8 protein-coding genes are annotated in these 13,464 nt (G+C 70.4%); 7 read left to right on the top strand and 1 reads right to left on the bottom strand.

The genetic code is table 11. The features are described from left to right. Positions 1-46: 46 nt before the first annotated feature. From FR742_RS34925 to FR742_RS34910, 4 genes are all read left to right on the top strand, one after another. Positions 47-1,228, top strand: coding sequence for a zinc-dependent alcohol dehydrogenase (locus FR742_RS34925; RefSeq protein WP_148035563.1), 1,182 nt, complete (start codon positions 47-49; stop codon positions 1,226-1,228). Positions 1,229-1,271: 43 nt separating this feature from the next. After that, positions 1,272-2,330, top strand: coding sequence for an NAD-dependent epimerase/dehydratase family protein (locus FR742_RS34920; protein ID WP_148035562.1), 1,059 nt, complete (start codon positions 1,272-1,274; stop codon positions 2,328-2,330). A gap of 284 nt (positions 2,331-2,614) precedes the next feature. Further along, positions 2,615-3,088 (top strand): ATP-binding protein, encoded by a 474-nt coding sequence (locus FR742_RS34915; RefSeq protein ID WP_187281516.1) that lies wholly within the window; start codon positions 2,615-2,617, stop codon positions 3,086-3,088. A 103-nt stretch (positions 3,089-3,191) separates the two neighbouring features. After that, the gene (locus FR742_RS34910) at positions 3,192-3,596 is read left to right on the top strand and encodes a DUF1992 domain-containing protein (protein WP_148035560.1); all 405 of its coding nucleotides are present in this window, start codon (positions 3,192-3,194) and stop codon (positions 3,594-3,596) included. A 65-nt stretch (positions 3,597-3,661) separates the two neighbouring features. Here FR742_RS34910 and FR742_RS34905 read toward each other — a convergent pair whose 3' ends face one another. Then, complete coding sequence (locus FR742_RS34905) at positions 3,662-6,013, bottom strand: glycoside hydrolase family 6 protein (RefSeq protein WP_148035559.1); 2,352 nt, start codon at positions 6,011-6,013, stop codon at positions 3,662-3,664. Between the two features lie 296 nt (positions 6,014-6,309). On the opposite strand from FR742_RS34905, the gene FR742_RS34900 reads away from it, so the two are divergent. From FR742_RS34900 to FR742_RS34890, 3 genes are read left to right on the top strand one after another with little or no spacing between them, the layout of a single operon-like run. Further along, positions 6,310-9,237 (top strand): glycoside hydrolase family 48 protein, encoded by a 2,928-nt coding sequence (locus tag FR742_RS34900; RefSeq protein ID WP_148037146.1) that lies wholly within the window; start codon positions 6,310-6,312, stop codon positions 9,235-9,237. Then, positions 9,180-11,774, top strand: a complete 2,595-nt coding sequence (locus FR742_RS34895; RefSeq protein ID WP_396991003.1) for a glycoside hydrolase family 9 protein — start codon at positions 9,180-9,182, stop codon at positions 11,772-11,774. Before FR742_RS34900 ends, FR742_RS34895 begins: the two co-directional genes overlap by 58 nt. After that, entirely contained in the window at positions 11,771-13,354 is a 1,584-nt protein-coding gene (locus FR742_RS34890; RefSeq protein WP_148035558.1) for a cellulase family glycosylhydrolase, read from the top strand. The genes FR742_RS34895 and FR742_RS34890 overlap by 4 nt, the downstream gene beginning before the upstream one ends. The last annotated feature ends 110 nt before the right edge of the window (positions 13,355-13,464 follow it).

Genomic DNA, 13,464 nt, shown 5'->3' with positions numbered 1-13,464 from the left:
CGCGTATCCCGGGTATGCGGGCCTGGTCGATCGAGGGAGGCAGACCATGAGAGCCGTCACCTGGCACGGCAAGCGGGACGTACGCGTCGAAGAGGTGTCCGATCCGGAGATCAAGGAACCGACCGACGCCGTCATCAGGGTCACCAGCAGCGGCATCTGCGGCTCCGATCTCCACCTGTACGAGGTGCTCGGGCCGTTCCTGCAGGAGGGCGACATCCTCGGTCACGAGCCGATGGGCGTCGTGGAGGAGGTCGGCGCCCAGGTGACCGGGCTCAAGAAGGGCGACCGGGTGGTGATCCCGTTCAACATCGCCTGCGGCCACTGCCACATGTGCGGGCTGGAGCTCTACGCCCAGTGCGAGACCACCCAGGTCCGCGAGCACGGCATGGGCGCCGCGCTGTTCGGCTACACCAAGCTCTACGGCCAGGTGCCCGGCGGCCAGGCGGAGTACCTGCGGGTGCCGCAGGCGCAGTTCGGCCCGATCAGGGTGCCCGAAGGTCCGCCGGACGAGCGGTTCGTCTACCTGTCGGACGTGCTGCCCACTTCCTGGCAGGCCGTCGACTGGGCGGACATCCCCGACGGCGGCACCGTGGCCGTCTTCGGCTTGGGCCCCATCGGCCAGATGTGCGCCCGCATCGCCCGCCACCTGGGCCACCGGGTGATCGGCGTCGACGGGGTGCCCGAGCGCCTGGAGATGGCCCGCCGCCACGGCATCGAGACCGTCGACGCGAGCGACGTCACCGACGTGCCCGCCGCGATCCGCGACCTGACGTCCGGACGCGGCACCGACTCCGTGATCGACGCGGTCGGCATGGAGGCGCACGGCTCGCCGGCCGGCAAGCTCGCCCAGACGCTCACCGGCTTCCTGCCGGACAGGATGGCCGCGCCGCTCATGACCCACGCGGGCGTGGACCGGCTGGCCGCGCTCAACCAGTCCATCGAGAGCGTCCGGCGCGGCGGCACGATCTCGGTGATCGGCGTCTACGGCGGCATGGCCGATCCGATGCCGATGCTGCGCATGTTCGACAAGGGCATCACGCTGCGCATGGGCCAGGCGCACGTCAAGCGCTGGATCGGCGCGCTGATGCCGCTGCTCACCGACGACGGCGATCCGCTCGGCGTCATGGATCTCACCACGCACACCATGCCGCTCGACCAGGCGCCCGAAGCGTACGAGATGTTCCAGAAAAAGCGGGACGGTGCGATAAAGATCCTGCTCAAGCCGTGACTCCAGCGGTTTCGCCGCGCGAGAGGTGGGCAGCCACAGGCCCATGAGAGTCGTGGTGGTGGGGGCGACGGGGAATGTCGGGACCAGTGTGGTGCGAGCGCTGGAGGCGGACGAGAACGTGACGTCCGTCGTCGGCGTGGCCAGACGGCCGCCCGGCTCGCGCGGCGGCCCGACCGAGTGGCACAAGGCGGACGTGGTCCGCTCCGACCTGTCGCCCATCTTCGAGGGCGCCGACGTGGTCGTCCACCTGGCCTGGCTGTTCCAGCCGACCAGGGACGCCGTCGTCACCTGGAGGGCCAACGTGCTCGGCAGCACGCGGGTCTTCAGGGCGGCCGCGGAGGCGAGGGTCTCCGCTCTGGTGTACGCGTCCTCGGTGGGCGCGTACTCGCCCCGGCCGAAGGACGTGCCGGTGGACGAGAGCTGGCCCACCCACGGCTTCCCCGGCGCCGCGTACGGACGGGAGAAGGCCTACGTCGAGCGGGTGCTCGACGTGTTCGAGAACGACAACCCGGGCATCCGGGTGGTCCGCATGCGGCCCGGGTTCATCTTCAAGCGCGAGGCGGCCTCCGAGCAGCGCAGGCTGTTCGCCGGGCCGTTCCTGCCGCGGCGGATGGTCAAGGCGGGGCGCATCCCGTTCGTGCCCGACATCCCCGGGCTCAAGCTGCAGGTGCTGCACGCCGAGGACGCGGCCGAGGCCTACCGGCTGGCCGTCACCAAGCCGGTCAGCGGGGCCTTCAACATCGCCGCCGAGCCGGTGCTCGATCCGCGCACGCTGGCCGAGCTGCTCGGCGCCCGCGTCGTGCCGGTCTCCGGGCCGCTGGCCAGGGCCGCCGTGTCGGCCGGCTGGCACCTGCGGCTGGTGCCCGCCGCGCCGGGCCTGATGGAGCTGGCGCTCGCGATCCCGCTGATGAACGTCGACAGGGCCCGCGAGGTGCTCGGCTGGACGCCCCGGCACACCTCGGAGGACGCGATCCGTACCGCGCTGGAGGGCATGCACGACGGCGCCGGCGGGGACACCGCCCCGCTCGCGCCCGACAGCATGCGCGGCCGCCTGCGTGAACTCGCCACGGGGGTCGGCGCCCGCGCCACCCCTGGAAGGTGAGAAACGCCACCGTCTCCGGCAAGGCAGTGTAAATCCCTGATGTCAGGGAAATGGGTGAACTACGCGAGGTCCGGAAGCGCGGCCTGGGTGTCATCGCGACACGGAGGAACCGCATGGATCTCGAACCCTCGATCGTGCCGGCCGGTCGGCAGCTCGGCGGCTCTCGCGCGCCCGCCCCGGGCTCACCATCGCCACCCGATCGAACGCGTACGAGCACCGCACGTATGACGCCTGCCTTCGAGTCCCGCGCGTCGGCGACACCAGGCAATCGCGAGGAGCCTGCCATGCGCACTCTTCTGGCCCAGCCCTTCACCGTCGAGGAGGTGGCCGAGCTGCGCCATGCCGTCGCGCGGCACGCGACGGGCTGCGGGCTGGTGAGCCCGCGCCTCGACGACTTCGTCCTGGCCGTGCACGAGAGCGTCATCAACGCCGTGGCGCACGCGGGCGGGAGCGGCCACGTCACGCTGCGGACGGTGGACGGGCTCCTGCGGGCGGAGACGGTCGACAGGGGATCGGGGATCCCCCGCGGCCGCCTGAACGGTCACAGCCTGCCGGGCGACTCGGCCTTCGACGGCCGGGGGCTCTACCTCATCCGCCGGTTGAGCGACGGCGTCATGTTCAGCACCGGTCCCCAGGGGACCCGGGTGGAGATCACCATGCGCCTGCCGGAGAACCGCGGGAGGCGGCTGTCACCCATGAGACGCGTCCGGGTGGCGGTCACCGGGCTGGGCCGCCATCCAGGCACCTTCGTCGCCTGAACCCCAGGACCGAGGCCCCGCCTGCCGTGACACAGCCCGCGCCTTCGGCGGGCGGGGTCCTCGCATAGGCTCGCAGGAGAGCCTGAGATCTGGGGAGCAGCGCGTGAGCGAGCGCAAACCGCCGGGGATGCCCTTCGAGAACTGGGTCGACCGGCAGATCCGTGAGGCCATGGAGCGCGGGGAGTTCGACGACCTGCCGGGCGCCGGCAAGCCCATCCCCGGCCTCGACCGGCCGTACGACGAGATGTGGTGGATCAAGCAGAAGGTGCGCGCCGAGGGCCTGTCCATGCCGCTGCCGCCGACGCTCCAGCTGCGCAAGGACGCCGAGGAGGCGCTGCGCCTGGCCGAGGGGGCGCGCACCGAGGCCGAGCTGCGGCGGATCGTCGGGGAGATCAACGACAGGATCCGCGAGGCGATCAGGACCGGTCTGTCGGGGCCTCCGCTCAACCTCGTGCCGTACGACGTCGAACGCCTCGTCGCGCGGTGGCGCGAGAGGCGTTCGAAGTGATCATGTGCCTTTGATACAGGGCCCAGGCCGGGGCTGATCCGGCGGCCTGGGCCCTGTGCCGTGTGTCAGGACAGCGGCGGGTACGCGTTCCTGACGAGCTCTCTGAACTGGGCGGAGAACCACTGGCCGGAGATCGGCGCGTCAGCCAGGGCGCCGGTCAGGTTGTTGCCGTTGAGCTCGTTGCCCGTGTAGGTGGGGTCGCACATCCGGTCGAAGCGCTTGCCCTCGTCGTTCTGGATCTCCCTGCTGGCGCCGTCCGACTCGCCCGGAGGCTTGATCCAGACGTAGGCGTCGAAGCCCGCCGCCGGGGCGGCCTGCGGCCGCTCGCCGAGGCCCGCGCCGCTCTGGTTGCACCAGTTGCCGGCGTGGATGCGGCGGTCGATCCTGGACTCGTTCACGAACGTGTTCACGTTGGTCGAGGTGCTCGCCGCGCCCGGGCGGGCGGTGCCGCCCCAGCCGTTGCGCGAGGTGTCGACGAGCATGCCCAGCCCCTGACGGAAGCCCTTGGCGATCAGGGCGTTGCGCAGGGCGGTGGCGAAGGTCGCCTCGTCGATGTACCAGTTCCAGTCCACCCAGGTGGACTGGCGGACCGAGGTGCCGTTGACCGTGGTGTTGATCGTGTAGTGAGGCTCCCTCAGGCCGGAGTAGTTGGCGGTGTTGACGATGAAGCCGTCCACGCTGTCCACACCCGCGGCGGTGCCGGCCACGGTCTGGTAGAAGAGGTCGACCGCGGGCTGGAAGTTCGAGTCCCAGCCGAGCCAGGCGTGGTGGGCGGCGTCGACGTAGGTGTAGACGTTGGTGATCGCGTGCAGCTTGTCGAGCGCGTAGCGGACGCCGTCACGGTAGCCGCCGGGGCCGTCCGCCTCGCGGCAGTCGGCGAACTGGTCGGTGTTGGTGATCAGGTTCGGCAGCGAGTCGGGCTCGATGATCGTGACGATGCGCAGGTTGGCGTACTGCGAGTCGTCCAGGATGTCGGCGATCGGGTCGATGTACTCGGTCTTGTAGCGGTTGAAGCCGTTCTCGGAGATGCGCAGCTCGCCGTTGGAGGCCAGCGCCGAGCAGTCGCGGTTCGGCAGGTTGTAGATGACGACCTGGATGGTCAGCGGCGAGGCGCCGTTGGCGGCGTCCTGCCTGACGGCCTCGTCCATGTGCTCGCGCAGGCTCATCGCGGTGGCGGAGCCGGCGATGGCGGCGGTCCGGTCCATCCAGACGGCGGTGGAGATGTTGGCCACCGCCGCGCCGCCGGGCTCGGCCGCGGCCTTGGCCGACCAGTTGGGGTTGACGTAGCCGGTGGCTCCCGCGTACGGGTTCTCGACGTGCGTCGGGTTGGTGCCGCCGTCGTCGTCCGCCTCGGTGGCGGTGACGGTGCGGGAGGTCAGGCCGGTGGAGGCCACGGTGAAGGTGCGGGTGCCCGCCGTGGTGTCGGAGTCCTGCGCCGCGGCCAGGGTCACGGTCTGCGGGGTGTTCCAGTTGTCCGGCGTGAAGGTGAGCGAGGCACCGGCGGAGACGGTCAGGCTCGTGTCGCCGCTGCCGGCGGTCGTGGTGACGGTCACGTTCGCGGTGGGCCTGGCGGCCAGCCGGACGGTGAACGTGGCGGTGCCGCCCTCCGGCACGGTCACGGACGTGGGCGTGACGATCAGCGACTGCTCCTGCGTGGCGTCGTCGTCCACCTCGCTCGCGTTGACGCTCGCCGAGGTGACGCCGGTGCCGCCCACGGTGAAGACGGCGGTGCCGGAGACGGTGTCGGCGTCCTGCGCGGCTGCGAGCGTCACGGTCTGCGGGGTGTTCCAGTTGCTCGGGGTGAAGGTGAGCGAGGCGCCGGAGGAGACGGTCAGGTCGGTGTCACCGCTGGTCCTGGTGGTGCTCACGGTCACGTTGGAGGAGGGGGCGGACGAAAGGCGGGCGGTGAAGGTGGCGGTGCCGCCCTCGGCGACCGCGACCGAGCTGGCGGAGGTGATGACCGAGGGGGTCACGCCGCCGGGCCCGCCACAGGTGGTGCCGTTCACGGCGAACGACGTCGGGTTCGGGTTGGTGCCCGACCAGGTGCCGTTGAAGCCCACCGAGATGCTGGCGCCGGTGGCCAGGCTGCCGTTCCACGGCATGTTCCGGCCGGTCATGGTGGTGCCGGACTGGCTCCAGGAGGCGCCCCAGCCGTCGGGGGTGTAGCGCTGGGTGGTGGTCGGGAAGTCGAAGGTCAGCGTCCAGTTGCTGAGCGGGTCGCCGAGGTTCTTCAGCGTGATGCCGGCGGTGAAGCCGCCCTGACCCGGACTGGAGGTCCACGTGTTGGGGGTGTACACGACGTCGCAGGCGACCGCGGCGTGCGCCGCCGTGGTCTGCCCGGCGACCAGGCCGAAGGCCGCGACGAGGGTCGCGGTCGCGGTCACGGCCCATCTGCGCAGGCCGCGTGGGATCTTCACGAGTCATCAACTCCAGGGGGACAGAGGCTGACTGGGAGCGCTCCCAATGGTGCAACCGGTCCGCCAGGGTGTACAGCCGACGACACTCCGCGAGCCCCGTCACGCCGTCGCACGCTCGCCGAACGCCCCTTAACCGGCGTGAAACTTTCATGCCACGCCACCAGGTGAGAGGAAATACCGGCGTCACCCGGAGGGCATTTCGTTGACATCGCCTCCACGGCGCAACGCACAATCCCCATGGGAGCGCTCCCACCCCCTACTCCCATGGAGCAACCGTGATCCGTAGACCCCGTTCGATGCTCGCACGCCTGGCCAGGAGGCTCGCCGCACCCGCGGTCCTGGTCCTCGTGGCGGGCACCACCACCGTACTCGCCCAGGCGCCCGCCAGCGCGGCCGTCGCCTGCCAGGTGTCCTACACCTCCAACGACTGGAGCAGCGGCTCCAGCGGCGGCTTCACCGCGGCCATCACCATCGAGAACCGCGGCGACCCGCTCAGCAACTGGACGCTGACCTTCGACTTCCCGACCACCACCCAGCGCTACCAGCAGGGCTGGAGCGCCACCTGGAGCCAGTCCGGCACGCGGGTCACGGCGCAGAACATGCCGTGGAACGGCAACCTGGCCACCGGCGCCAGCACCTCCATCGGCTTCAACGGCACCTGGTCGGGCAGCAACCCGGCGCCCACCTCGTTCGCGATCAACGGCACCACCTGCGGCGACGAGGACGTCAACGACCCGCCCACGGTCTCACTGACCTCGCCGAACGCCGGGCAGAGCTTCACCGCCCCGGCCACCGTGCCGATCGCCGCGACCGCCGCGGACGCCGACGGCACCGTCGCCAAGGTCGACTTCTACCAGGGCAGCACGCTGCTGGGCACCGACACCAGCGCGCCCTACACCTACAACTGGCAGAACGTGGCGGCCGGGAACTACTCGATCACCGCCAGGGCGACCGACGACGACGGTGACACCACCGTGTCGTCCCCGGTCGGGATCACCGTCACGTCGACCAACACGCCGGCGCTCCTCGTCAGCCCGCTCAGCCTGGCCGTGCCCGAGTCGGGCGACGCCTCCTTCTCCGTCCGGCTCTCGGCACAGCCCTCCGGCAACGTGTCCGTGACCACCGCGCGGGTGAGCGGCGACACCGACCTGACCGTCGGCGCCGGCGCGACCCGCACGTTCAGCACGTCGAACTGGAACACCGCGCAGACGGTGACGCTCAACGCCGCCGACGACGCGGACGACGTCAGCGGCTCGGCCGTGTTCCGGGTCAGCGCCAGCGGCTACGCCCCGGTCGAGGTCAACGCCACCGAGGTGGACGACGACGGGACCGGCGGCGACAACGAGTACATCCAGCGCTTCACCGAGATGTACAACGACCTGCACGACCCCGCCAACGGCTACTTCTCGCCCGAGGGCGTGCCGTACCACTCGGTGGAGACGTTCATGGTCGAGGCGCCCGACCACGGGCACGAGACCACGTCCGAGGCCTACAGCTACTACCTGTGGCTGGAGGCGGTCTACGGGCAGGTCACCGGTGACTGGACGAAGTTCAACAACGCCTGGGCCTCCATGGAGAGGTACATCATCCCGGCCACCGCCGACCAGCCGACGAACTCGTTCTACGACCCGTCCAAGCCGGCCACGTACGCGGCCGAGCACACCAGCGTCAGCAACTACCCGTCGCAGATCGAGCAGGGCGTGAGCGTGGGCAGCGACCCGATCGCGGGCGAGCTGCAGAGCGCGTACGGCACCCGCGACATCTACGGCATGCACTGGCTGCTCGACGTCGACAACACCTACGGCTTCGGCCGCTGCGGCGACGGCACCACCAAGCCCGCCTACATCAACACCTACCAGCGCGGGCCCGAGGAGTCCGTGTTCGAGACCATCCCGCAGCCGTCGTGCGACACGTTCGCGCACGGCGGGCCCAACGGCTTCCTCGACCTGTTCATCAAGGACTCCTCCTACGCCAAGCAGTGGAAGTACACCAACGCCCCCGACGCCGACGCCCGCGCCGTGCAGGTGGCGTACTGGGCGCTGACCTGGGCCAAGGCGCAGGGCAAGGAGTCGCAGATCTCCGCCACCGTGGCCAAGGCCGCCAAGATGGGCGACTACCTGCGCTACTCGATGTACGACAAGTACTTCAAGCAGCCCGGGTGCACCAGCCCGTCGTGCCCGGCCGGCACCGGCAAGAACGCCGCCTCCTACCTGATGTCCTGGTACTACGCCTGGGGCGGCGCGACCGACGCCAACGCGGGCTGGGCCTGGCGGATCGGCTCCAGCCACAACCACTCCGGCTACCAGAACCCGTTCGCCGCCTGGGCCCTGTCGAACGTGGCCGAGCTGCGTCCGCGCAGCTCCACCGGCGCCAACGACTGGAGCACCAGCCTCACCCGGCAGCTGCAGTTCTACACCTGGCTGCAGTCGGCCGAGGGCGCGATCGCGGGCGGCGCCACCAACAGCTGGGAAGGCGACTACGGCACCCCGCCGAGCAACCTGCCCAAGTTCCACGGCATGACCTACGACTGGCAGCCCGTCTACCACGACCCGCCGTCCAACCAGTGGTTCGGCTTCCAGGCCTGGACCATGGAACGGGTGGCCGAGCTGTACAACGTGACCGGCAACGCCGACGCCAAGCAACTGCTCGACAAGTGGGTGACCTGGGCGCTCGACCACACCACGGTCGGCAGCGACGGCGACTACCAGATCCCGTCCACGCTGCGCTGGACCGGCCAGCCTGTGGCCAGCTTCAACGCCACCAGCGGCATGCCGCCGCCCAACCCCGGCCTGCACGTCGAGGTCGTCAACCACACCCAGGACGTGGGCGTGGCAGGCTCCTACGCCAAGGTGCTCATGTACTACGCGGCCAGGGCGAACCACGCCGAGGCCCGTGACACGGCCAAGGCGCTGCTCGACGCCGTGTGGGAGAACCGCGACGACAAGGGCGTCTCGGTCGAGGAGACCAAGGCCGACTACCAGCGCGTCGACGACCCGGTCTACGTGCCGCCGGGCTGGACCGGCACCATGCCGAACGGCGACCCGATCAACTCGAACTCCACGTTCCTGTCGATCAGGTCCTTCTACGAGGACGACCCCGACTGGCCCGAGGTCCAGGCGTACCTGGACGGCACCGGGCCGGTGCCCACGTTCAACTACCACCGGTTCTGGGCGCAGGTCGACGTGGCCGTGGCCCTGGCCGAATACGGGCGGCTCTTCCCGTGATCAGCCGCACCCTCCGGAGGGCCGCCGCCGTCGCGGCGGCGGCCCTCGCCCTCCCGCTCCTCGCCGTACCGGGCGCCAATGCCGCGGCGGCCCCGGCGTTCGCGTACGGCGAGGCCCTGCAGAAGTCGCTCTGGTTCTACGAGGCCCAGCAGTCGGGCGAGCTGCCCGACTGGAACCGGGTCGGATGGCGGGGCGACTCCGCGACGGACGACGGCGCCGACGTCGGACGCGACCTGACCGGCGGCTGGTACGACGCCGGCGACCACGTCAAGTTCGGCTTCCCGATGGCGTTCTCCGCCACCATGCTGGCCTGGGGCGCGGTCGAGTACCGCGACGCCTACCAGAGCTCCGGCCAGCTCACCCACCTGCTGAACAACCTGCGGTGGGTCAACGACTACTTCATCAAGGCCCACCCGTCGCCGAACGTCCTGTACGGCCAGGTCGGCAACGGCGGCACCGACCATGCCTGGTGGGGCCCCGCCGAGGCGATGTCCATGGCGCGTCCCTCGTACAAAATCGACGCGTCGTGCGGCGGGTCGGACCTGGCGGGCGAGACGGCTGCGGCGATGGCCGCCGCGTCGATCGTCTTCCGGCCGACCGACCCCGGCTACGCCGACACGCTGGTCACCCACGCTCGGCAGCTCTACACCTTCGCCGACACCGTGAGAAAGGAGTACAGCGACTGCATCACAGACGCCCAGAGCTACTACAACTCCTGGAGCGGATACACCGATGAGCTGGTCTGGGGCGCGATCTGGCTGTACAGGGCAACGCAGGACTCGACCTTCCTGACCAAGGCCGAGTCGCTCTACGACAGCCTGGGCACCGAGCCCCAGACCTCCATCAAGTCGTACAAGTGGACCATCGCCTGGGACGACAAGTCCTACGGCGCCTACGTGCTGCTGCACAAGCTGACCGGCAAGCAGAAGTACCTCGACGACGCCAACCGCTGGCTCGACTGGTGGACGGTCGGGGTGAACGGCTCCCGGGTGGCGTACTCGCCCGGCGGCCAGGCCGTGCTGGACCGGTGGGGGTCGCTGCGGTACGCGGCCAACACCGCCTTCGCGGCGCTCGTGCACAGCGACTCGATCACCGACGCCACCCGTAAGGCCCGCTACCACGACTTCGCGGTACGGCAGATCGGCTACATGCTCGGCGACAACCCCCGCAACTCGTCCTACGTGATCGGGTTCGGGAACAACCCGCCCAAGAACCCGCACCACCGCACCGCGCACGGCTCGTGGACGGACCAGCTCTCCTCCCCGGTGGAGACCCGCCACACCCTTTACGGGGCACTCGTCGGCGGGCCGCCCGACCCCAACGACGCCTACACCGACAAGCGTGACGACTACGTGATGAACGAGGTCGCCACCGACTACAACGCGGGCTTCACCAGCGCGCTCGCCCGGCTCTACCGCGAGTACGGCGGGCCGCCTGCGGCGGGCTTCCCCACCGAGGAGACGCCCGACGGGCCGGAGATCTTCGTGGAGGCCGGGGTCAACGCCACCGGCGCGAACTTCACCGAGATCAAGGCCATCATCCGCAACCGGTCGGCCTGGCCCGCCCGGGTCCTGGACGACGGGTCGTTCCGCTACTACTTCACCCTCGACGGCGCCACCACGGCCTCGCAGATCACCGTGTCGTCCGCGTACACCCAGTGCGCGGCCCCGACGCTGCACCCGGCCGGCGGCAGCACCTACTACGTGTCCGTCGACTGCTCCGGCCAGCGCATCGCCCCGGCGGGACAGTCGCAGCACCGCAGGGAGATCCAGTTCCGCATCGCCAGCTCCGGCACCTGGGACCCGGCCAACGACTGGTCCTACCGCGGCGTGACCACCACGCCGGGCGCGACGCCGGTACGGGTCGACAACATCACCCTCTACAGCGGCGGCACCAAGATCTGGGGCCAGCCGCCAGGACCCGAGGAGGAGGACGACACCCCGCCCGGCAGGCCGGGCACCCCGGCGGCTTCCGCGATCACCGGCTCCACCGCCAGGCTGACGTGGAGCGCCGCCACCGACAACGTGGGCGTCAGCGGTTATGACGTCTACCTGTCTGATCGTGACGGCGGAGGGGAGAAGGCGGGCACCGCGACGGGCACGACCTTCGACCTGACCGGGCTCACGCCCGGCACCGGCTACACCGCGTACGTCGTCGCCAGGGACGCGGCCGGCAACACCTCTCCGCCGTCCGGCAGCGTCACGTTCACCACCACCGACGAACCGGCCCCGACCGGCGGCTGCACCGCCGCGTTCAAGGTCGTCAACTCGTGGAGCGGCGGCTACCAGGGCGAGGTCACGGTGAAGAACGCCGGCACCTCGCGGATCACCGGCTGGGCCGTCTCCTGGACCGGCTCCGGCGCCATCACCCAGATCTGGGGAGGCAGGCACACCACGTCGGGCTCGTCCGTCACCGTGCGGAACGAGACCTGGAACGGCTCCCTGGCCCCCGGAGGCACCACCACGTTCGGCTTCCTGGCCAACGGCGGCGGTGTCGTACCCGACCCCATCACCTGCACCTCTGAGGGCAGCACATGAGATCACGCCTCGCCGCCCTGGCGGCGCTCATCCTCCTCCCGGTCGCCCTGATCAGCCAACCGGCGCACGCCGCCGTCGGCATCCACGTCAGCGGCGCGAACATCGTCGAAAGCGGCGGACAGAACCTGATCTTCCGCGGCACCAGCCACGCCCACACCTGGTACACCAGCCAGACCCAGTCCTTCCGCGACATCAAGTCGCTCGGCGCCAACGCCGTGCGCGTGGTGCTCAGCGGCGGCCGGTGGACCCCCAACAACACCGCCGACGTGGCCAACGTCGTCTCCCTGTGCAAGCAGAACAAGCTGATCTGCGTCCTGGAGAACCACGACACCACCGGGTACGGCGAGCAGAGCGGCGCCTACACCCTCGACCAGGCCGCCGACTACTGGATCAGCGTCAAGTCCGCCCTGGTGGGCCAGGAGGACTACGTCGTCGTCAACATCGGCAACGAGCCGATCGGCAACAACGCGGTCACCCCGGGCTGGGCCGCCGCCACCTCGGCCGCGATCCAGAAGCTGCGGACCAACGGCTTCGACCACGCGCTCATGGTCGACGCCCCCAACTGGGGCCAGGACTGGCAGTTCGGCATGCGCGACAACGCCAGGACCGTCTTCGACAGCGACCCCGACCGCAACGTGATCTTCTCGATCCACATGTACGGGGTCTTCGACACGGCCGCGGAGATCACCGCCTACATGGACGCGTTCAGGACCGCCGGGCTGCCGCTGGTCGTGGGCGAGTTCGGGCACAACCACTCCGACGGCGACCCCGACGAGGACACGATCATGGCCCAGGCCGTGAGCCGCGGCCTCGGCTACTTCGGCTGGTCGTGGAGCGGCAACGGCGGCGGCGTCGAGTACCTCGACCAGGTCACCAACTTCGACGTCACCCAGCTCACCTCCTGGGGCCAGCGGCTCTTCAACGGGACCAACGGCATCAGGGCGACCTCCCGCGAGGCCGCGATCTACGGCGGCGGCGGTCCGGTCGACACCACCCCGCCGTCCACCCCCGGCACCCCGTCGGCGTCGAACGTGACCGCCACCGGCGCCCGCCTGACCTGGACCGCCTCCACCGACAACGTGGGCGTCACCGGCTACGACGTCTACCGCTCGGGCGGCACGCTCCTCGGCCAGACGGCCACCAACGCGATCACCCTCTCCGGCCTCACCCCGTCCACCGCCTACCAGGTGTACGTGCGGGCCAGGGACGCGGCGGGCAACCAGTCCGGCTCGTCCCCGAACGCCTCGTTCACCACCCAGCCCGGCAGCTCGGGCGGCGGCTGCTCGGTGGCTCCCACCGTGCAGAGCCAGTGGGGCGACGGGTACGTCGTCCAGGCCGGCGTCACCAACACCGGCACCTCGGCCGTGACGGGGTGGACGGTGACGTTCACGCTGCCCGCCGGCCACCAGATCACCGGCTCCTGGAACGCCACGGTGTCCGTCAGCGGCCAGACCGTGACCGCCAGGAACGCGAGCTACAACGGCAACCTCGGCCCCGGCGGCAGCACCAGCTTCGGCTTCCAGGCCAGTAGGCCCGGCGGCCAGACGAGCGTGCCGTCCGGCTACACCTGCGCCACCTGACCACCCCGTTCCCCGCCCGAGGAGGTGAGGCCCCACCCCGATGAAGTGAACCGCCCCTGCGAACCATCCCGCCCGGATGGCGCGAACGCGGCCGGCCCAGAAGAGAGTCC

This window comes from Nonomuraea sp. C10 (genome assembly GCF_008017515.1).
GTDB lineage: Bacteria > Actinomycetota > Actinomycetes > Streptosporangiales > Streptosporangiaceae > Nonomuraea > Nonomuraea ferruginea.
The sequence above is the reverse complement of the archived record's forward strand: the minus strand, read 5'-3'. Positions and strand labels throughout refer to the sequence as shown.